Source organism: Rossellomorea sp. ABR4_012, from assembly GCF_056159545.1.
Genome location: NZ_JBSWVK010000001.1, coordinates 715511 through 738436 on the forward strand (window position 1 = coordinate 715511; position 22926 = coordinate 738436).

Annotated in this window: 12 protein-coding genes and 1 pseudogene; 9 read left to right on the plus strand and 4 right to left on the minus strand. The window is 38.5% G+C overall.

The genetic code is table 11. The features are described from left to right. Positions 1-46: 46 nt before the first annotated feature. Entirely contained in the window at positions 47-1321 is a 1275-nt protein-coding gene (locus tag ACXAFV_RS03605) for an Ig-like domain-containing protein (protein ID WP_475124510.1), read from the minus strand. Positions 1322-1551: 230 nt separating this feature from the next. Here ACXAFV_RS03605 and ACXAFV_RS03610 point away from each other — a divergent pair, with 230 nt between their 5' ends. The 7 genes from ACXAFV_RS03610 to ACXAFV_RS03640 all read left to right on the plus strand — a co-directional run bounded on the left by ACXAFV_RS03610 (position 1552) and on the right by ACXAFV_RS03640 (position 17450). Next, positions 1552-4173, plus strand: coding sequence for a hypothetical protein (locus ACXAFV_RS03610; RefSeq protein WP_475124511.1), 2622 nt, complete (start codon positions 1552-1554; stop codon positions 4171-4173). A 304-nt stretch (positions 4174-4477) separates the two neighbouring features. After that, complete coding sequence (locus tag ACXAFV_RS03615; protein ID WP_475124512.1) at positions 4478-11464, plus strand: hypothetical protein; 6987 nt, start codon at positions 4478-4480, stop codon at positions 11462-11464. 218 nt (positions 11465-11682) lie between these two features. After that, a complete protein-coding gene (locus ACXAFV_RS03620; RefSeq protein WP_475124513.1) occupies positions 11683-12084 on the plus strand; it encodes a hypothetical protein in 402 nt (133 codons plus the stop codon). Positions 12085-12293: 209 nt separating this feature from the next. After that, positions 12294-13424: a glycosyltransferase family 4 protein gene (locus ACXAFV_RS03625; RefSeq protein ID WP_475126060.1), complete on the plus strand. Its 1131-nt coding sequence runs from the start codon at positions 12294-12296 to the stop codon at positions 13422-13424. Positions 13425-13427: 3 nt separating this feature from the next. Further along, on the plus strand, positions 13428-14603 hold the full coding sequence (locus tag ACXAFV_RS03630) for a glycosyltransferase (RefSeq protein ID WP_475124515.1): 1176 nt from the start codon (positions 13428-13430) through the stop codon (positions 14601-14603). A gap of 19 nt (positions 14604-14622) precedes the next feature. After that, the gene (locus ACXAFV_RS03635; protein WP_475124517.1) at positions 14623-16101 is read left to right on the plus strand and encodes an oligosaccharide flippase family protein; all 1479 of its coding nucleotides are present in this window, start codon (positions 14623-14625) and stop codon (positions 16099-16101) included. 20 nt (positions 16102-16121) lie between these two features. After that, positions 16122-17450, plus strand: a complete 1329-nt coding sequence (locus ACXAFV_RS03640) for an O-antigen ligase family protein (RefSeq protein WP_475124518.1) — start codon at positions 16122-16124, stop codon at positions 17448-17450. A 356-nt stretch (positions 17451-17806) separates the two neighbouring features. Here the strand turns inward: ACXAFV_RS03640 and ACXAFV_RS03645 are convergent, their stop codons facing one another. From ACXAFV_RS03645 to ACXAFV_RS03655, 3 genes and pseudogenes are all read right to left on the minus strand, one after another. Then, positions 17807-18337: a hypothetical protein gene (locus ACXAFV_RS03645; RefSeq protein WP_475124519.1), complete on the minus strand. Its 531-nt coding sequence runs from the start codon at positions 18335-18337 to the stop codon at positions 17807-17809. A gap of 305 nt (positions 18338-18642) precedes the next feature. Next, positions 18643-19193: pseudogene (yidC, locus tag ACXAFV_RS03650) on the minus strand (membrane protein insertase YidC). 224 nt (positions 19194-19417) lie between these two features. Next, positions 19418-19690, minus strand: a complete 273-nt coding sequence (locus tag ACXAFV_RS03655; protein ID WP_475124521.1) for a hypothetical protein — start codon at positions 19688-19690, stop codon at positions 19418-19420. Between the two features lie 485 nt (positions 19691-20175). Between ACXAFV_RS03655 and ACXAFV_RS03660 the strand changes: the two genes are divergently transcribed. Both ACXAFV_RS03660 and ACXAFV_RS03665 read left to right on the plus strand, forming a co-directional pair. Next, the gene (locus ACXAFV_RS03660) at positions 20176-22392 is read left to right on the plus strand and encodes a peptidase domain-containing ABC transporter (RefSeq protein WP_475124523.1); all 2217 of its coding nucleotides are present in this window, start codon (positions 20176-20178) and stop codon (positions 22390-22392) included. Next, on the plus strand, positions 22385-22861 hold the full coding sequence (locus ACXAFV_RS03665; RefSeq protein WP_475124525.1) for an AraC family transcriptional regulator: 477 nt from the start codon (positions 22385-22387) through the stop codon (positions 22859-22861). The genes ACXAFV_RS03660 and ACXAFV_RS03665 overlap by 8 nt, the downstream gene beginning before the upstream one ends. The last annotated feature ends 65 nt before the right edge of the window (positions 22862-22926 follow it).

Sequence of the window (22926 nt, forward strand, 5' to 3'; positions counted from 1 at the left end):
AAAAAAGCACCTGCGAAGTACTTCGCAGGTGCTTTTTTGCAATTTTTTATTCCTGTTTCCCGTATCTGTTAATGAGTTGCTCTATCTCATCGCCCGCATGTTTAGAAGCATTGGTCAAAGTATACAAATCAATAATCTGAGGTTCCGGGGCTTCTAGAATGACCTTCGTAACTGGCTCACTGACATTACCTGCTGTATCTTTAGCGATGAACACTAATTCGGTACCTGCTTCCATAGGGTCAATCAACAATTCGAATGTGCCGTCTTCTTCTACGTATGCACTGGATAGCGTTTGATCATCCACTTTAAGCAGTATCCTGTCTCCTGACTCCCCGGTTCCGGCAATGACGGATTGATTTTCCGAAATATCGCTGATAAAAGGCGGTAACGGTTTAAAATTAAGATAACCAGAAGCAACATAACCTTGTGAACCATCTTCTCGTTGAATGGGGATCCAAACAAATTGATTCGGTTTGGTAACTGCTGATTGATCGTATGTAAACCGGCCCGTAACCGTAACCCTTTCATCTACTTGCAAGCTTGCTATTCTTTCGCTCTCTGTAGTCGGACTCATACGCAAGCTTAGTCCGTCAGTTGAAACAATTGCCTGGTTCCCCTGTTTGAATAGGTGCTTGCTGTAATGCATTGGTTCTTCCGTTGAATATTCCATCGTGACAAACTTTATATTTTCAGTACTATCAGGATCATAATCAAAATCCTCCCTTATAAAAGGAAGTTGTGTTAGGTCAAATTTATTTTGGTTTTCAATGATGCTGAAAACTTGTTCCTGATAGGCGAGCACATTGCGTTCCCCGGTTTCTTGGACGATTGGGCTGTTTCGGGGTTTGATTCCATTGTATGCCATGACAGGGAAATACCAATGTTCAATAATCTCCCGAGAATGTGAGTTCACGCTGGGTAGGTCTATTCTATTAAACATCGAATCTAAAATTTCGACCCCTGCCCGTATATTGTAGATGATGTCATTTTCAAGAGTTTCAATATCGTAATGCTGGTAATTTGTTACTTGCATAAGGCCGATTCCGCCATCGTCAGATCGGACAGGTGTCCCATCATCATTAAATTGTTTCCATTCTCCATTCTCTTTTGTAGCGATCCCCTTAACAATTTCAGGAGGAATATTGTATTCAAGGGCCATTTCAGTCAATAAACAATTGACCGTCTGGTAGGGAGGGTTTACCCCCTCTTCCAATGTGTAATTGCAGGCCTGTTCAACAGAACCTTCAGCTGTGACCGGGCTGGTTGGCAGTAAACTGATAAAGAAAATGACCCCAACTATAATACTCAACTGCTTTTTCATAAAAAACTCCTTTATAGATTTTACGATTGATAGATAGTAATATCATAACACTGAGTTGGATAATTTGGTAGAATAAGGTTATAATAGATGAGGTTTATCTCAGGAAGTATTATGTGTTTTTGCCTGGTCCACCATATGAAGAGATAGGTTAAGCAGTAAAAAAGTTTATAAGATTTATACTTATCGTATGCTTCTTTTTTATAGAAAGAAATTTTTTAGGGGGAAAATGAATGAGGAAGTTTCTCGCAGGGATTGTATTGGTTGTAATGACCATCTTTATTTCGTATGCCTCAGCTGCGTTTGCCAACGATAATACAGCTTCATCTTTAAAACCGGAGATTGAGGTTCTATGGGAGAATTCAACAAGCGGTAAAAGTCCGGATGACCCAATCATTGTTGGTGATCAGTTGGATATAATTGTGAAGGTACATAACGTAGAAAGTTTATATGGATATGGGGTGAATATTTTTTATGATAAAGCTGCTTTATCACCTGTTCACCCGGAATCACCTTTTGATGAAACGGTGCGTGAGACGATATTTAGTGACAGATTGACTGAACTAAGTACTGAATCCCCAGTGAATAAAGAGACAGTATTTGATGCCGATGATGCTGCTTATGGGAATTTAGCTGGTCGAACTGCATCCGTCTACATGGATTTTTTAAGCGGTGAGGTGCAAGGAGTAGATCTGCAAGAGGGGGTTATTGCAAAAGGAACATTTACCTCAAAAGGTGCACTTGAATATACCCCTCGAGTTTCAGACAGGCTGCAGGATGTTGGCAATCCGGAGGAAGCCCCTATTAATGTTGTCATACAATTAGCAAATGACACCATGGTTGAAGAGGGGTCCGCATTAAATACTCAAGCCATTTCCTACAATGTACTAACTGCGGAAACATTAAATGTGTTAACGGAACCACCTTCTCCGGAAAAGAATGTAAACGGAACGATAACGCAAAATGAAGAGGTAAAGAGTGGAGTCTGGATCAGTGCTCATACCACTGATGGAAGTGATTTATGGTACGATGCGAAAACGGATGAAAACGGAGCTTTCAGCTTTTCACTTGATGATGGAACGTATCAAATCGATGGTGTTTGGTTGGAGGATCAACAAAAATGGTATGAGCTTGAGCGGCAGTTCGACGTTGTAAATGGTGTTACCGAAGATATCGTAATAGATCTTTCAAGTAATAGTTCTGGGAATATAACGGGAAGTTTAGTTAATGGAACTACACCTGTGCCAAATACAGGGTTCAGTATTCATACTACAAGTGAGAGCCCGGTTTGGTATGATATAACATCTGATGAGAGCGGTGCTTTTACAGTTGAACTGCCAGACGGGGAGTATCAAATTGATGGTGTATGGTTACAAAGTGATCAAACGTGGTATCCGTTGGAACAGCGGTTTACAGTCGAGAGTGGAGCCATCGTTGGATCGAGTGAATTGGTAGTAGATTTATCTTCCATACCTCCTCCAGGATCACTGAGCATTTCCATCTTTAAAGGGGCAGCTCCAATTCAGGATACGTGGGTAAGTACCCATTCAATTGGTGACAATGAGGTTTGGTATGATGCCCAAACAGATGAAAACGGTGTACTCACGTTAGACCTTCCAGATGGAAACTATCAAATTGACGGAGTTTGGCTGGAAGGGGAATCGAAGTGGTATCCACTTGAGATAACATTTACAGTATCAAACGGCCACATTGGTGATTCTTTAGAATTAACCATAGATATTTTATCTCCTGAATATAAAATAACTGGAACTGTAATGAAGGGCACAACTCCTGTATCAGAGGTATGGGTAAGTGCCCACACGATTGATGGCAGTGATCTGTGGTTTGATGCTCTGACGAATGAACAAGGAGAGTTCGAACTTGCTTTAACCAGGGGAGAATATCAGATTGACGGTATTTGGATAGAGGGAGAACAAAAGTGGTATCAATTGGATAAACGTTTTGTTGTGGAAGGCAAAGCTTCGATGCAAATTGATTTGAATAAAATGCCGACTGGGCCTGTAAAGGGGTCGTTAGTGAAAGGCAGTGAAGCTTTGTCCAACGTCGTATTCAGTTTCCATAAAATGAATGACAATGAAGAAGCTTGGTATGATGTTCAAACAGATACGGAAGGGGCTTTTGAGATACCTGCATTACCAGATGGTCTCTATAAAGTTGACGGTATTTGGCTTGATTCTGAGCAAAAGTGGTATCAGTTGGACAGGCAGTTTACCATTGAAAACGGTAAATTAATGAATGGAACGGAACTGACAATTGATATAGAAACTGAGCCGATGCCTCCAACAGGCAGCGTGGAAGGTCAAGTAAAGAACGGGACGGAATCGGTCAGTGATTTAACATTCAGTTTTCATTCGACTGCTGCAACAGAAACTTGGTATGATGCCAAGACTGATTCCGCAGGCTTTTTCAAACTGGATTTACCAGATGGGGAATATATAATTGAAGGAATTTGGTTAGAAACTGAACAGAAATGGGTTGAGTTAAAGACCGCTTTTACTGTGAAAGATGGTGTGTCTGTTGGAGAGTTGATCATTGACTTGGAAAACCCCCAGGGGCCATTACCTGTAGTCACTGGTCAAATTATGAAAGATAGCTTACCGGTTCAAAATGTCTGGGTTAGTATTCATACTGCAGTTGATACATCACAATGGTATGATGCATTTACAAACGAGAAAGGTGAGTTTACTTTTCAAGGGTTGCCTGATGATACATACCAAATTGATGGGATATGGGTTGAAGAAGAAGCAAATTGGTACGTTTTAAATCAACAGTTTAAAGTGGAGGATGGCGTACTAGTAGATTTGGAGAGCTTGTTGATTGATTTGAATAACTGAAAAGTTAGACAAAGCAAAAGTACGTCCATGAAAAAAGGCGTGCTTTTTTGTGTGGTTTGTATCTATTAAATTTATTAAAAAAGGAAAGATGTTAGAATAAATAAATTTTACTGGATTAATATGAATTATATTCAAATTTTACCTAAATTTATAGTATAATTGGTAATTGGGTTCATACTTTTGGATTGGTAATAATATACTAATTTGCGGATATATCATTATTTTGGCTTTATTTCATCTAAGTTATCATTCATTGGTCATGAGTCTAAAATAGTATTACTTTATGAGAAAAGGGGGAAGTTTGGTGTTGAGAAAAAAATTAGGAATTTGGAAGAAAGTACTTTCTGTTTCGATGGTGCTTTTAATGGTTATTAGTGGGTTTATCCAGCCCCTGAAAGCCGGTGCTGCAACAAATGCAGCAAATCAAGGAAATAACGTACAAGGTATACTTACTCAAGGCGGGGAAGTACTGCCTGATATTACGTTTAGTGTACATAATATAGCAGGAGATTTCTGGGGTGACACTACCTCTGGTCAGAATGGCGAGTTTAGTCTAAGCCTTCCTGATGATCAATATCAGATTGATGGTATCTGGGTTGAATCACAATCTAAGTGGTATCCGCTGGATGAAAAATTTGAAGTTGCCGGCGGGACTCTAAGCGGCATGACTCGAATCGAAATTGATCTTCCGGCCATTGAAGAACCGGCAGACCCAAGTAACATAAAGGGGGTCATGACTAAAAACGGTAAACCTGTGTCAGGCACATCATTTAGTATCCATACTACTGATAGCAGTAATGTCTGGTACGACGCATCAACGGATGCAGCTGGTACATTTGGATTTGAGCTGCCAGATGGAGAATACCAAGTTGACGGTGTGTGGGTAGAATCAGATTCAAAGTGGTATGAATTAAATCAAGTGTTTACAGTCACTGAAGGTGTTTTATCAGAAGGGACGCAACTCGAGATAACATTAGTTGGGGAGACACCTCCTCCACCTCCTGAAGGAAACGTAACAGGTACCATATTAAAAGATGGAACACCTGTGGCCAATGAAACATTCAGTTTGCACACTACAGGAGATAACCCTGAGTGGTATGATGTGAAAACTGATGAACAGGGCACGTTTGGAATTGAATTGCCCGATGGCGAATATAAGATTGACGGTATTTGGGTTTCGGCAGATAACAAATGGTATGAGTTGAATCACATATTTTCCGTTGCCGGATCAGCAAAAGTGGATGTACAACTGGGGACGCCGTTATATACAGTTACCGGTGAATTAAAGCAGGGAACCTCAACCTTGCCAGGGGTACCATTCAGTATTTACAATCTCTCTACTGACGAGTGGTTTGACGCAACTACTGACGAAAATGGTAGCTTTAGTATAAAATTGCCAACCGGTGATTATAAACTGAATGGTATTTGGGTTGATTCTCAGAGTAAATGGTATCAGCTTGATCATACGTTCTTGGTTGAAGGGAACATGACTTATAATATTGAATTGATTACTGAAGAATGTACTGATTGTATCAATGGTACGCTGCAGAATAATGGTGAAAATGTAGCAAATGTACCGTTTAGCTTCCATACAACCGGTGAGAACCAGATGTGGTACGATACCGTCACTGATGAAAATGGATCGTTTGTTTTACAAGGCCTTGCTGATGGTGAATATCAAATAGACGGAGTATGGGTTGAGGCCGATGGGAAATGGTACTCACTTGGTACGGTTTTTATTGTGAAAGACGGCCAATTGACTGCTGGGTCAGAGTTAAACATAGAATTAGCTTCTTTTAACGTTAAAGGTAAATTGATCAAGGATAATAACCCTTTAAGTAATGTATCGGTTAGCATCCATTCAACCAATGGTGAAGAAGTGTGGTTTGATTCTAAAACAAATGAAAACGGGGAATTCAAGTTCAATTTGCCAAATGGCGATTATCAATTAAACGGTGTATGGGTTGCAGGGGAAGGTAAATGGTTCCCGCTGGAAGTCACATTCTCTGTTATTGATCATGAGGTTGTTGAGCCAGAAAAGCTAACCATTGATTTAACGGAACTGCCTGTTAAAGAGCCGAATGTAAAAGGACATGTAACAAAAGACGGTCAACCAGTAACAGGTGTATGGATTGGTGCCCATTCTGTAGATGGGGATGAGATGTGGTATGATGCAAAAACCGATTCAAATGGATATTATGAATTGACACTTCCGGACGGCGCTTACCGTGTAGACGGGATATGGGTTGAAAACGAAGAAAAATGGTATCCGTTGCAAACTGATTTCTTAATATATAACGGTTCATTTGAAGGTACGGAAACACTGGATTTTGATCTGTCAGAAGAGCCTGATAATGTCTTTGGTGTTGTAAATAAAGGAGAGACACCGGTTGGAAATGTATGGGTAAGCGCGCATACCATTTCAGGTGAAGAAGTATGGTTTGATGGGAAAACGAATGAGCAAGGTGAATTTAGCTTTAATATACCTGATGGTGAATACAAAATAGAAGGTATTTGGGTTAATTCTGAGTCAAAATGGTATACAGTAGGAAAAACGTTTGTGGTAGAAAACGATGTATTAGTCGGAAATAACTTATTGGAAATCAACCTTGAAACTTTAAGTGGAAATGTGACAGGTACCATCTTAAAGGGTGGTGCGTTACTCGGGAATGTTCCACTCAGTGCTTATTCTCTGACTGAAGGGAAATGGTACAGCTCCCAAACTGATGGAGCAGGCGACTTTGAATTTGAGCTGCCGGACGGTGACTATAAAATTGAGGGAGTATGGGTAAGCGCTGAACAAAAGTGGTATCCATATGCTGTGAATTTCACGGTCTCAAATGGGGCATTGGTTGGTCAAAGTGCGTTGAAAATTGATCTTGGCGCAATGGATGAACAAAATGTAAAAGGTACAGTAAGAGATTCAGGAAATGTTTCGTATTTAACATTATCAATTAAAGATCTTCAAGAAGAATATAGTTATTATGATGTACAGACGGACGAAAATGGATATTTCAGCACAGGCCTTCCTGACGGTGAATACGTCATCACTTCCGTCTATAGTATGGAGTGGCAATTCATTGCTGCTGCTGACATGTTTTTTAATGTGCAGAATGGTAAGTTATTGGTTGATGGAATGGAAACAAACTCATTAACAGTTGAATTGCCTTCAGAAAGTCTGCAAGTTCAATTAATGGATAATGGGGTACCTCTTTATGGGGAAGTCAACATTAATAAAGAGAGCAACGGAGTTCAATTCAACTATATTGCAAACACGGATGAAAATGGAATGTTCTCACTGCGTGTTGCTGATGGTGTTTATACTATCGCTGACTTATATGAGATGAATGAGTCAGGAAACTGGTATGAAATTTATGAAGAAGTCGAAGTAATTGGTGGCACAACTAATCCAAGTCCATACATTATCGACCTTAGCAGTCTGCCTCCTGGGAATGTAGCAGGTATTGTCCAGGATGGGAACGGGCCAATCCAAGCCTCTGTCTCTGTAAGGGACTCTAATTGGAATTGGTATTACTTTGAAACGGATGAGTCAGGTAACTTTGATAAGAACTTACCAGATGGAGATTACACTGTTCAGGAAGTATGGTCTTCTACAATGAATTCTGTATATCCGGATATTGCTTTCTCTGTAGTGGATGGTCAAGTATTAGTTGCAGGAGAAAAAACAGACACATTGACAATTACCATTCCACTCGAAACAGTTAAAGGTACTGTGAGTGACGGGAACGGACCAATTGGAAACGCACAACTTGAAATACTAAACATATCCGACCATGACACCCAATATTTTTATGTAGATATTAATGATCAAGGTGAGTTTACAGCAAGGTTAAATGATGGTACGTATAAAATCAGTATGGTTTATCTGGAATTTGGTAATTCAGTATTCATCGATTATCGATTCGAGGTAATTGACGGAGAAGTCTATGTCAATGACGTCATGACTGAGGCACTTCAAGTTGTATTACCTGAAGTGAATGTCAGCGGTACGTTGAAAGATGAGAACGGTACGCTTTTAGACAATCAATATATGGATTTAATCAAAGTGGATGATAACGATGATAGATGGGTAGATGCAAATACAGACGAAAATGGGAAATTTGAACTTAAGCTTCCTGATGGTGACTATGTTGTATTATCTACGTATATCAATGAAGAAAAACGCTTCATCAACCGGGAGTTCACAGTAGTGGATGGGAAATTGACGGTTGATGGTGAAGAAACATCCGAATTAAACCTTACATTGGTTGGGGAAAACGTTAACAGTGTGTTGAAGAATGGTGAACAGGTTCTTGCTAACGTTGAAGTGTATTTACACTTGATTTCTCATAATAGTGTGTTCAGTTCTTATGTACGGACAGATGAAAATGGAATGCTGAAATTAAAGCTTCCTGATGGTAAGTATGAAATAGTGGAGACTTGGTATGAAGGGTCATATGAGTACATTGGATTAAACTTTGAAGTCGTCAACGGTACACCAAACATTGATATAAGCGAGATCGACATTGATGATGTATACGGTAATGTTCTTGGTACCGTTTGGGATCAAGATGTTCCTTTTGCGGGTGCTGACGTTGAGATTCATAATGTTGATACGTGGGAGTGGTATTACTCAACAAGTAATTCGAATGGAGAATTCGGTTTCACGCTTCCAGATGGGAATTATAAGGTTACATGGCTGTATAAAGATTCAGAAGACATCAGTTTAGATATCGCTTTTAGTGTTGCTGATAATCAATTGATGGTAGGCGGTGTTGCTCAAGAGTCACTTGAGATTATCCTTCCACCTAAGTCGATTGTAGGGCAGATTGTGGATAATGGCGAAGCGGTTCCTGATGCTAGTATTTACATCTATAGCGATGAAGAATCGTATTGGGCATATTCCGATCAAGAGGGGAACTTCTCTCTTCGTGTACCTGATGGCGATTATACAGTAGGTGAAGTATCTTCCTATATGACTGGAACGAAATATTTAAATCATTCAATCACGGTAGAAAATGGAACGACCAATCCTAGTCCGTATATCATCGACATCGGATTGGTTCAAGGAAATGTTCAGGGCTTGGTACATGACAGTACAGGACCGATCAGTCATGCTCAATTCGATATTGAGTATGACATGGGAGAAAGAACGTATTCTAAGAATGTTTCTACGAATTCAGCAGGTGAGTTCGGTGTCGACTTGGAAGACGGGGAGTATGTCATCCACCACATTTGGTCGGGAGATATCAATGGAATTGATGTGTTCGTGCCATTCACAGTAGACGGTGGATTGATTTATGTTGATGGAAGTCAGGTGGATATCTTGGATATTACCGTGACTGATATCAATGTGTTTGGTCAGGTAGTGGATGAAGCAGGTGAGGCTCTCCCTTATGCGGATATTCGAATTGCTTCACAAGATGGATATAACTATTATTACAGTACAGATGAAAGCGGTCATTTCACTTCCAGATTGAAAGATGGGCTTTATACTGTTAAGTCAATTTCTTTTGACAATGGGGATAGATGGATGACTTCTCCTGTAGATATTCAATTTGAGATAAGTGAAGGGGCACTTTATGTAAATGGAGCAGCGGAGGATGTACTAGACGTATCCATGCATCCGGTAACGGTCACTGGCTCAATTACAGATGAAAACGGAGACGCTTTAGCAAACACAACATTTAGCTACATTATGAATACAAACGAAGATTTTTATTACTATAATGGATCTACTAACAGCAGCGGTGAGTTTTCCCTTCGTGTACCTGATGGGGATTATCTCATTGAAGGTATCGATTATAAAGGAACAGGAAGCCATACTCCATATACGCTGGCTTTCACTTTAGAAAATGGAGTTCTTACTGTCGAGGGAGAATTAGCTGACACATTAGATATTGCAATTCCTGCGGAGAACCTGGCAGGCCAAGTAGTTAAAGATGGGAAGGTTATTCCTTATGCTAATCTTGAAGTCAGTGCTGAACGGCCGGATGGCGGTTACTATTGGAATATAGAAGCAGATGAAAACGGTTATTTTTCCGATAGATTGATGGATGGATCTTACGTAATTGAGTCTGTTTACTCACAAGAAGTATACAGTTCTGTTGATTTAGCGTTTGAAATTGTTAATGGTGTGCCATCGATTGATTTATCTACTATTGACATTGGTGAAGTAAGAGGTAACGTGCAAGGGATTGTTAAAGATAGTAGCGGTCAGATTGGTGATGTTGATTTTTATATTAATGGGAATGATTATTGGGATCGTGTAACCACTAACTCAGACGGGGAATTTGGAGTGGAGCTGCCCGACGGAGAGTATACAGTCGATTCTCTCCATTTAAGAGAATTTGGTGAAATCTATTTAGATCTTCAATTTACGGTTGAGTCAGGGTTGATCTATACAGATGGCATCCAGGTCGACACATTAGAGATCATTATCCCAGAGGTATCTTTTGTAGGTACTGTAGTGGATGAAACAGGTATGAATGCGCCTTACTCTGAAGTACAAATAGAAAAGGTCGGAAGGTATTCAACCTATCAATATACAGACGAAAATGGTCAGTTCCTTTCTAGATTAACTGACGGTGAGTACGTTATTTCAGGTGTAAGGATTGGAGAAGAAGGGAGTAATAACCCTTTAGACATCCCATTTGACATCATTGATGGAAAGCTTATTATCAATGGAATGGAACAAGATAGCCTAACAGTTCAAGCTAATCCTATTAATCTAAAAGGGACCATCAGAAATGAGGATGGAAAAGGCATTTATGCGCAATATACTATTCTAATGGAAACAGAGAATGGTATGAGGACATACTTTAATTCATCAAAAAGTACAGGGGCTTTTGAGATGCGTCTCCCGGATGGAGACTATATTGTGCAGGACGTCAATTACGACGACCAGCCTGTATTCATCCCAATATTAACTCCATTCTCCATGGTGAATGGAGAGCTGTTTGTGAATGGTGAAGCCTCTGATACTTTGGATATGAAAGTACCAGAAGTGAATCTGTCAGGAGAGATCCTTGAGGATGGGGTTGCTATTCCATATGCACAGCTTGGAATAAGCGTAGAGGTCACTGATAACTTCTCGTACGGTTGGAGTATATTTAGTGACTCTGAAGGTCAATATTCCGCTAGGCTTTCAGATGGGTTATATCATCTGGATGCTGTCTATACAGATAATGAATATTTCGAAATGGATATTCATTTTGAAGTAGTAGATGGAGTGCCGTCCAGGGACCTGACGTCTATTGATGTCTCAGGTTTGGCTTCTGGTGGAAAATAAACAGTCCACATATTAAAATAAAAACAGCTCAGTGCCTGATGATTCATTCATCAGGCACTGATGTTACTTTTTTAAAAGTATTTCATGATAGTTGGTTATAGGAAATATTACCCTTTGATATAAAATGAAGGGAATATTATAATTTAACTATATTTATAAAAAATGAGTAAAAAAGGAAAGTGTTTTTCCTTTTTTTATGTTTTGCAGGGGGAAATAGAGTGAAAAAGAAGTTGAAATCCTTTTTAATTTTGTTATTGTCTGTGACCATTATTGGAGTTGCCGGCGGTTGTTCGAATGAAGAAAAAGCAAGTGGAGATGAAACAAAAGAGGCCTCTGCGGACAAGGAAACAAAGTCAGACGCTAAAGAAGAAAAGAAAGCAAATGTGACAGAAAAAGATGTAAACGACTTCGTGCTGGAGGCCACAAATATAGTACAGGTGTTTAATATCAGTAAAAGAGTCAATCAGCAATATCCGGATCTGGGTCCTTTCTATGTGGTCAGGGGAATTGATGAAAGAGGCCAAAAGATTGAAATTTGGATAAAAGATTTAAAAATTTACGAAATGACAAAATCCAACAGTAAGCCAGAACAAGAAGATGAAAAAACAGAAAAAGAGTAAAATCACAAACGGCTGACAGGAATTTTCCTGCAGCCGTTCTTTTATATCATTCTACAAGTGACATGCTGATTAGATGCTTGTACACCTAGTATACTTGTTACTAATGTAGTATAATGAGTGGGGTCAATTTCATAAAACGGAAAAAATATACACTTAATAGTATGAAAGTTTTATTTTCAGAAGTATTTAATTACACCACGGGGGTATTTATGAAAAAAATTCTATTCTACGAGAGCCGGCCCGAGTGGGGGGGAGCTCAGAAATGTGAAATGGAACTGCTCCTTGGGTTGGAGAAGTATGGATACAAAACTTTTTTTCTTTCTTCTTCAAAAGGACCGATGATTAAACGCATTCAACAAGCCGGTAAACCTTTTACTCTGATTCCTGTTAATCAACATGTTGATCAAATCAGGAAAGAAGATGTTCATTCAGGACTTTTGTTCACCTTGAAACAAATCTATTCCCTTGTACCCCATCTCATTAAACTCCTTCGATTTATAATGAAGCATAAAATTGATTTGGTTTACACAAGTCAATTCCGATCTCAGATCATTATAGGTTTCTTGGCTAAGATGGCAGGTAAAAAGGTTATCTGGCATATACATGGAGAAGAAAGATTGGATAATATATTGGGGAAAATGGCTGTATTCAGTTCTCATAAAATCATTGTCGTCTCACATCGAGTGAGGGAAAATTATCAGTCGTTGTTTCCTCGTTATAGAGATAAGTTCCAAACGATACATAACGGTATTGATATACATCAAAGCAGCGTCAAAGAGGATGGCAAACAGCATTTGAAAATAATTACGATAGGTACTTTAGTACCTGGGAAACGTCAAGATTTAGTTATTAAAGCCTGTGCTAAATTGAAAGAACTTGGTATCAATTTTCAATTGGTTATTTTAGGGGAAAAGCCGCCTTGGCATTCTGATGAATATAAAGACTCTTTAGTTGATTTGATCAAGCAAAAAAATCTGATTGATTCCGTTCATCTATTAGGATGGGTGGAAAATCCTTCCGCTGAATTGAGTCAAGCGGATCTTTTTGTACTGCCTTCAGATACAGAAGGGATGCCTTTATCCATTATTGAAGCAATGGCACATGGTGTACCTTGTATTGCGACGAATGTTGGAGGCGTTTCTGAGTTAATTGAAGATGAACATTCTGGATTATTAATAGAAACAGATAATGTAGATCAGCTTGCTAATGCAATAAAAAGATTGATTGTCTTCCCTGAAACACGAAAACAAATGGGGATTAATTCAAAAAAAAGATATGAATCATCCTTTACTAAGGAATCATTTATGGAAGGAGTTGCGGAGGTTATTAACACCCTATAATTTATGAGAATATTATACGTAATTTCCGGTGGTGATATCGGCGGAGCTCAAATGCACGTATTCTATCTGTCCAAGTGGTTTGCTGAAAAGGGACATGATATTTCTGTTGTTGTTGGTGAGTATGGTCCGTTTGTGGACCTTTTAGAAAAACATAATATTCATACAGTCATTATTCCTATATCAAGAAAGATAGAAATCAAGCGTGATTTACACTCCATTAAGCTGCTTGCCCGTTTCATTCGAAAAGGGGAGTACAACATCATTCATTCGCATAGTTCCAAAGCGGGTATTATTGCTAGAATCGCGGGATTTATTAATAGAGTACCCAAAAATATCTTTACAGCACACGGATTTGTTTTTACAGATCCAACACTCTCAAAGAAAAAAAGGCAGCTATATCTTATTCTTGAAAAGCTTTGCAGCTGGTTGAGTACAGACATCATCACTGTCTCAAAATATGATTTGAAGAAAGCTGTCGAAAATAAGCTTAATGAGAAAAAAATCCATGTCATTTATAATGGAATTCCAACTGATATAATTTTATCAGATAATAAACTTGAGCAAAAACTTCATTCTAAAATGAAGGATGAAAAACAGATAATAGGTTTTGTTGGCCGGTTTGTGTCTGAAAAAAATATTGATATGTTCTTACGAGTAGCAGCACTTTTCAAACAATATAATAATTCGAATGTAGAATTTTGGCTAATAGGCGATGGGCATCTATCTGATCATTATAAGCAATTGGCTGCGGATTCAGGGTTGGGAAAAATCGTAAAATTCAAAGGTGGCAAAACAGACATTTTATCTTGGATGGATCAAATGCATGTAATGCTAATAACTTCCCACAAAGAAGGCCTCCCGTATGTCATGTTAGAGGCATTATCCAGAGGGATTCCGATAGTCAGTACAAATGCAGGTGGAATAAAGGAAATAATTGATCCAATAGGTGAGAAAAAAGTAGTCGTCCCAATTAATAGTGATCTAGAGATGTTTAATAGAGTAATGAGCCTATTGGACGATAAGAAAGAATATGAATATATTGCAAGAGATTCAATTCGTATAGCAAAAACACTGACGGCGGAAACAATGTGCTCCCAAACAGATAAAATATACAAAAGCCGATATAGTGAGATTGCAGAAATGACCGATAAATCAGCGGGGCTACAATCAACTATTTAAGAGAGGGAATGGAAAGGTTATGAACGTTGAAAAAAGTACGATATTCAGTATTAAAAGACTCAGTAAAGACACTCTCTTATATATACCCGTCTTTTTAGCTCCTGCTTTGGTAAATATTTTGCTTCTGATGTTGTTCACCAGACTGTTTTCACCAGGACTTTATGGAGAATACACGATCGTTGTAAGTACAACCATCATTATCTCATCTTTATTTTCTCAATGGATTGTTTTGTCCATTCAGCGATTCAGACCTGGTTATGTAGAGGATGGGATAATGGATGAGTTCAATGAGCATCTGAAATCCCTTATGTTCTTCATTACTATTGCCTTTATTACGCTGTCCATTCTGTTTTTTTGGGGATTTCCTGATCTTCTAGAGGGATATAAGGAGTATTATTGGCCCTCTATATTTATAATACTTACGTCAAATTACTTCATGGTCTTAGGAAGTATTTATCAAATTGATTTATTAACAAAAGAGTACAGAAATATTAACGTAATTCTTTCAATAGGGAAAATCTTCTTTATCGTGGTATGGTTGTACGTTATTCAGTTTAATTCAATAGGCTTTCTTTGGGGGACTCTCATTGCACAGGTTGTTGTACTCTTCCCCATGGTAAGAAAATTAAAACTGGGTTTCCTACTGCCGGCATTTACATATACACAATCTGCTCTGGAGTTTTATAAAACATTTTTATTTTATGGTTTTCCTCTTATAGGCTGGTACGTAGGTACTACTGTGCTTAACCTAACGGATCGATACATGATTGAGTATTTTCAATCAACTTATGAAGTTGGGGTTTATTCCGCAAATTTTACCATTGCAGTTCAAGCATTGGCTTTGACATGTAATCCCCTTTTTTTCGCTGCGCAACCACTTTTAATGAATGAAGCAAAGGGCAATGTGGAAAAAGTTTTTTTAGAAAAGAGAATAGCTTTCTTCACGAAAGTTTATATTCTTATTGCACTGCCTTTTGGGGCGTATTTCTCAATTTTTCGGGAAGAAGTAAGTTTCATTATTCTAGGGGAGAAATTCTCTGAAGGGACTGTGATCATACCTATTCTCATAGCAGGCTTTTTTGCCTGGAACTTAGGATTGTATGGGCAATTGTGTTGTCAGATAGATAAAAGAACAAAACATATGTTTTTTTTCGTTATCATTGCAGCTGTAATGAACTTTATCCTAAATTTAATCTTGATCCCTAAGTTTGGATTTATTGGTGCAGGTATATCGACAAGCATAGGTTTTATTCTCTACACTTTATTATTGTATTTTTCTTCTTTCAACCACACGAAGTGGATCATTCCTTGGAAAACGTTCATTAAGGTTTCCGTTATATCACTTCTATTGATTGGTGTAACGTATGTATTAAAAACACTGTTTCTTGACTCTATAGCGCCGTTAGGAAAAATGTTGATTGGGTTGTTATATTTTGTATGTTATGCAGGGATGTTAATTATTTTTGGAGAACTGCCTTACAAATTTAAGCGGAAGTAACAGCAAGGGGGGGACTGAGAATGAAGAAAATAATACATATAGGCCTTCTCCTGTTATTGGGTGTATTGATAGGTACTTGTGCAACTTTGCTGCCAATACCTGCTACGGTAAATATTGGAGTGATCTTTGGTTTAGGTTTATTATTGACCGTCATGATTTATTTAGGAATCGTTTTTCAGTTGAAGCTTTTGCTCTTCATTATGTTTCTGACATTTGGCTTGATGAATACTGCTATTAAACCTTTTGATCTCTTATTTGTCCTGGCATTTTTATCTTTCTTTTTGGTTAGACCTAATAAGATTTATTCTCTACAAGAGGACCGATATATCAATTATTCAATTTTAGTCTTTATCTCTGTGTCCTTACTCTCTGTTTTGAAAAGCAGCGATGTTATGGTTGGCATCAGCTATTTTATACATACCATTTTTGTCATTCTTATCTTTTATTTCTTAACTGTCTTTATTAGATCAAGAAATGAATTCAATATAATTTTATGGGGGTATACTTTTTCCGCATTCATTTCATCAGTTGTAGTAATTGCTGAGATAAGCGGCATGATTGGCTATGTCGGCACCTTATTCCAAGGAATCAGAGCCAAAGGGTTTTTTATGGATCCTAACGATTTTTCCCCTTTCTTAATTCTTGCGATTATTTTCCTGTTGGATCGTTCATTTAAACACCACTATTTTTCCTTGAAATATTTCCTGTTTATGGGTGGTTCTTTTATTATTATGGGGGCATTATTGGCTTCATTATCACGAGCGGCGATTATGAACTTTGTTATTGTAACCACTCTTTATTTAGTCTTCACCTTGTTTTATAAGAAATTGTATGGGCAAGTTTCGGGTGTTATATTGATTGTATCTTTGACCGCAATCATTATGTTTTTGTTCTGGGGAGATATGATTCTTAACCAAATAGATGTAAGGTTTAGCCATTCCAGCGGATATGGACTGCAAAATTATGATTCAGATCGCTTCTACTATCAAATGAAAGGTTTAATGCTCGGGACTTCTAACTTGCTGGGTATCGGACCTGGACAATTTGAATTGCTGAATGGTTATGCCACCCATAACCTTTTTGTTCGAATTATCGCGGAAAATGGATGGATTTCCTTTTTTGCTTTCTTTATCATGATCATCTATTTGTTCGTTCAGCTCTTTATCAATCGTCGAACTGAAGTATGGAATATTCCAATTTATTTATTTTTTGCAGTGTACGTAGGAGTCTTATTGAACAGTTTCTTTTTAGATACCTTACATTGGCGCTATTTTTGGTTTATTTTGGGGCTTTGTTGGATTGTGTTGAAACAGGCTAAGAAACAGGATTGTGGCAAACAGACATACTAATATAAAGAACTGAAGGATTTAGATAATTTTATAAGGAGAAGGTTGGATCACAATGTGATTTACTAAGGGGTTCCGTTTTGGGAGAGAAAATCACAAATAGAAAAAAATAATTGTTAAAGAAGTAAAAGGAAATTTTTTTGAGATAACCGTACATTACTCTCTGATTAATTCAGAAAACGGAAAAGATTATCTCAGCTAGAATACTGATTATCACTTTAATGTAATAAAGTAATACAGATTGATCAGGGGTAAATGTTAATGGAACAGTTAAATTTCAAAGTAAGTAATCATAAATTTTTAAGAGAGAATCGTTCAAAAGTTATCGGGTATTTACTTTAAGGTATATCCATTAACTATTAATAAGTTCTTATTCGTACAATAAATTTAGAATGAGGCAAATAATCAACTCTTACTATTCTTCCATCGTATTTTTTATCTACGATAGTAAAGTTCATATAGTTAACACTACTGATTTCCAGGCTTTGAGATAAATATCCGCGTGTTGATGTTGTCTTTAGGTCAACTTTCCCGACAACCACTTGATAATCTCCCCGAAAATAGTATGGGGAATCATATATTAAATCTTTGGTTATTGGAACCACAAAGTATAGACCGAAGATAGCTATCGAAATACAAACTACTCTTCCCACCAAGAGTTTCAAAGGGGGAATATCTTCATTATGTTTTGTTCTTTTTGGATTAATTCCTACCCATCCTAAATAAGCTAACAAGAATAGTGACATGATCCAAAAAGCCAGAGAACACCAAAACATATGCAAAAAGAAAAATAATGCTGCATACGGAATGGAAAAGAGGAGGAAAATTATTCTATTTGTTTTCTGTTTTCTTTTTTCAAGATGTTCGTAGTTTAATTTTGCAAAATTCAATTTATTAACCTGCCTTGGTTTGATTAATTTCGATTTCCATATTCGTGTAACATGTGAATATTACCCATTGTTATCATTGACTTTTGGGTAAATAAGTACGCAAGAAATACTGTGGTGAGTTTTGTGCAATTTCAAGGTGTTTCTTAAATTCTTAAAAACGCATGGGTGTGTTTGATTGGATTTACTCATCCCCTGGAAATCCTTTGCACTCTGGAAGTGATACCCGCAGGAGCCTTACTAAAAAGAGGGGCTAACAGGCGGCCTGCGGAATTGGAATTTTTATGCCTAATAAATATACACAAAATCTATCTGGATAATCTACTTATTATATACGATTGTAAAGCTAGGAACAGCCCCCCCACAGCCCAGTATAAAGGAAGGGAGGCTGGTGCATGAAAAGAGAAAAAAATAATCATGATTGGTGATAGAAGACCAACCAGTTTCATTTGTTTTTGCTGTTCAACAGTCATTTGTTTCTGACTTACTTTAAACTGCAGGAGATAAACTAAACCTGCAATGAGGGTAACCCATAAATCAGGTTGGCCCAAGTTGAACCACAAAAAGTATGTCGTGATATTTCTTGGGAATCACGTATTGCATAATACAATCCCATCAAAATAGGAAATTGAATCAATAGAGGGAGACACCCAAGGTTTAAAGGATTTACACCGCGTTGTTTATACAGTTCAAATATATTTTTTTGAAGCTTGTGTTTCTCTTCCTTATTAGTTGTCTCTCTTAATTTCTTTTGAACCTCTAAAAGCTCAGGTTTAAGTTCATTCATCCTGATGCCCATTTGTTTTTGGCTTTTCATCTGCTGAAGCATGAAAGGCATTAATACCAGGCGGATTAACATGGTGATAAACACTATTGCTAACCCGTAATTGTCTCCCAGCAAATGAGCTGTTCCCTCGATAGCTATAACGAATGGACTGATAAAAAGTTTGTTCAGCAGTCCGCCACCGCCTGTATCAGTTTGCTGGCACCCACTTAAGATCAAAAATGTAAAAAATAACCCACTCCAAAACAATCTAACTTTCACTTTCAAAATCTATTCCTCCTTAAATGTTTAGTATAGGTTTAAGGAAAAATAGACTCTTCTTCATCAGGATAATTATGTCGTTTGACAGCCTTGAATAACCAGGTAACGATAGATATAGCCTTGCGCTCTTTATATAATTGTAAGGTCAATTTAACGTCTGTGAATTCAATATCACATCGTGAATCGGTAAAAGGGAAAGAAGATTTCGCCAGCCAACTCAAGAGGTATATCAGTATAAAACTCACCAGTATAACTCCATATACTGAATAAACAGTTAACAAACCCGTGTAATCATTTACTAATTCAATCACAACAAACACCTCAGTTGGAAGACTTATTAATGTATACGGATTCAAGAGAAAAAGGTTTCATATAGAAGATTTTTATGGCTGAGGTATGAGATGGATTGTGGACGTAAATAAGGATGGTTCGTCTCCTAATCGGAAAAAATACGCTGAACTAAATATAGGTTTTTAATTTAAAGCAATGATATATATTTAAAATTAATTACAAATAATAACAAAAAATATAAGTATTTTTATATAATCTAAACATTCCTCAGTTTCCACATCCATTCCCCTCCTATACCCCAATGGACCCCTTCTAATCGAAATTACAGGAATTTTGTCATACTGCTATAGTATCAACAAGAGGTGTTTACAGGCTCTTGTAATGAATGGTGTATTCTTCGATGAACGAATGCACATGCAAGTGATTTGTGGTTTTTTATCCTCCTGAAATCTTATTGAGGCGCGCTGTTTTGTGAGTATGCGCCAATTGACTGAGGTGGAGAGCGTTGAGTTTATTTAAGTCCTATCCTTGTACGATGCAGCATGACGCTTCGGATTGTGCAGCCGCGGCGATATCGACGATATTGCTGAACTATAAATGTGAATATTCCATCATGAAAATCAGGGAAATTATAGGGACGGATGCGTATGGAACGAGTGTAAAAGGGATTGTGGACGGCCTGGAGAAACTTCATTTCAATGTAAAGGCCATCCGCACCACGACTTTTGAAATCACAAGGGACATGACGTTTCCTGCAATCGCACAGATCAAGACGGAGGAAGGCCTTAATCATTTTGTGGTTATTCATAAATTGACCAGGAATGACAGGTTTGTAATCGCGGATCCGGACCGGGGATTAATGAAGGTGGAGTTCTCCGAATTTGATAAGCTGTTTACGGGTGTCCTCGTATTGATGGTCCCGAGTAGTGAATTTGAGAAGGTCTCATACAAAGATACCGGGATGTTCGACTTATTTAAAGTACTCATCTTATCACAGAAGAAGTTGTTGATTCTGATTATCCTCGCCTCCCTGCTGTTGAGCGGGATCGGGATTCTGCTCAGTCTCTTCCCGAAGATTCTGATGGATGAAATCATCCCTTATCAATTAAAGAATAGTCTTTATATCTTCCTGTTTGTATTCGGGCTGGTCACACTATTCCAGAATGTATTGACTGCGTTTCGCCAGCATATCCTGCTATTTTTGTCACGGAAGATTGATATCCCGCTGCTCCTGGGATATTACAACCATATCATTCATCTTCCCTATCAGTTCTTTGTGACCCGGAAGGTGGGGGACATCATCACCCGTTTTCAGGACGCGATGACGATCAAGGATATTTTCACCACGGTGTCCATATCATTAATCATGGATGTAATGCTTGCTTCGATCACCGGTTTTGTACTTTGGAAGATCAACCCGACTCTTTTTGGAGTCTTGTTGATCATGGTCGTGATTAACATCCTTTTGATTTATTTTTTCAAGAAACCATACAAAAAATTGAATTACGAACAAATGGAAGCAGGCGCCATGCTGAACTCCCATTTGATCGAGTCCATCAAAAATATCGAGACGGTCAAGTCCCAGAATGATGAGAAAGAGAAGATTCATAGACTTGAAGAAAAGTTTGTGCACTCATTGAAGATCGATTACCGGGAAGGCGTGATCAGCAACGTACAGGGTTCCGTCTCTAGCTTTGCCGGTTCCCTCGGAAATCTGGTGTTCATGGCCATCGGGGCCGTAAGTATCATGGACGGGAAGATGACAATCGGGGATCTCCTGGTGTTTCAGACACTCAGTTCCTATTTTACGGAACCCGTCCAGAATCTCGTTTCACTTCAGTTGACCTTCCAGGAAGCCCAGATTGCCATGAAGCGTCTGAGGGAGCTGATGACGCTGGACCGCGAAGACCATAAGAAGGATCTGATCTCAGGCATCAGCCTGAAGGGTGACATCGAGTTTAAAGGCGTCTCCTTCGCATACGGATCGAGACCGCCAGTCTTGAAAAATTTCAACTTGCACGTCCCCCCTGGCTCGCGTATCGCGTTTGTTGGGGAAAGCGGCGCGGGGAAGAGCACCATCACCCGGCTCTTGTTGAAATTCATGGATTCAAAGGAAGGGAAAATTTCGATAAATAACTATGACCTGGCGGATATTGATCATAATTACTTGCGCAATAAGGTTGCTTACATTCCCCAGAATATCGAACTTTTTACTGGAACAATCATGGAAAACTTAAAGGTCGGCAACCCGAATGCCACGTATGAAGAGATGGTGGCTGCGTGTAAGAAATCAGGCGCACATCAGTTTATTGAAAAGCTGCAAAATCGGTATGGCACCTTTGTCGAAGAGTCAGGCAACAACTTTTCCGGTGGAGAGAAGCAGAGGCTCGCAATCGCAAGGGCGCTGCTGTCCGATCCCGATATCTATATTTTCGACGAGGCCACTTCAAACCTGGATTCGTTCAGTGAACAAAAGATACAGGAACTGATTTTCGGACAGAAGAGGGATAAAACGGTCATGATCATTGCTCACCGTTTGTCGACGATCGTTGAGTGCGATATGATTTGCTTTATTGAAAATGGAGAGATACTCGAAAAAGGGACGCATGAGGAACTGATGGAACGAGACGGGAAATATGCAGAGCTAAGCAGGTTACAGCATGGTGGCAGCAACCGCACAGCTATCGCAATTCCAGAACAGGAGGAGATTGAATATGTCTAAATTGGAAGTCAAAGAGAATAAAAGACTGTCATTAAAAAAAGTGATTATCTATGAAATTCGGAATATAGAACTGGATGAACTGGAAACAAATATCCAAAAGTTCATTAACTACACGCAGGTTTTGAATATCCAGATGTTCGGTCCTCTCATCACGAGGCTCGCAGGTTCAAATATTCAAAAGGATGGAACGGTCAAGTATGACTATGACGTCTTCATCCAGGCGCATGATTATCTTCAGTATAAAGATAAGTTCAAAGTGAAGAGTGAATATCAATGTGATCACTGTATCTATGTGCGGTATGAAGGGAAGCCTGAAAACCTGCCTTTCGCACACTCCAAGCTGGAACTGTTCTTATTTGAAAATGAGTTGAATTCGAACGGCGAGATCTACAATGTCTTTGTTTCGAATTCGCAGGAACAAATAACCGTCGATATTTTCAGGCCGGTGCTACAACATGCAGCTTTATAGCAAAAGCGACCTTAAAGACTCAAGGGTGTTCTTCGATAAGACCCCTCCAAATTTTTTGAAGGTTT

What these genes read in the sequence shown, in the direction of transcription:
- ACXAFV_RS03605 (WP_475124510.1), bottom strand. Translation starts at nt 1,321, where the DNA reads ATGAAAAAGCAGTTGAGTATTATAGTTGGGGTCATTTTCTTTATCAGT.
- ACXAFV_RS03610 (WP_475124511.1), top strand. Translation starts at nt 1,552, where the DNA reads ATGAGGAAGTTTCTCGCAGGGATTGTATTGGTTGTAATGACCATCTTT.
- ACXAFV_RS03625 (WP_475126060.1), top strand. Translation starts at nt 12,294, where the DNA reads ATGAAAAAAATTCTATTCTACGAGAGCCGGCCCGAGTGGGGGGGAGCT.
- ACXAFV_RS03630 (WP_475124515.1), top strand. Translation starts at nt 13,428, where the DNA reads ATGAGAATATTATACGTAATTTCCGGTGGTGATATCGGCGGAGCTCAA.
- ACXAFV_RS03635 (WP_475124517.1), top strand. Translation starts at nt 14,623, where the DNA reads ATGAACGTTGAAAAAAGTACGATATTCAGTATTAAAAGACTCAGTAAA.
- ACXAFV_RS03640 (WP_475124518.1), top strand. Translation starts at nt 16,122, where the DNA reads ATGAAGAAAATAATACATATAGGCCTTCTCCTGTTATTGGGTGTATTG.
- ACXAFV_RS03665 (WP_475124525.1), top strand. Translation starts at nt 22,385, where the DNA reads ATGTCTAAATTGGAAGTCAAAGAGAATAAAAGACTGTCATTAAAAAAA.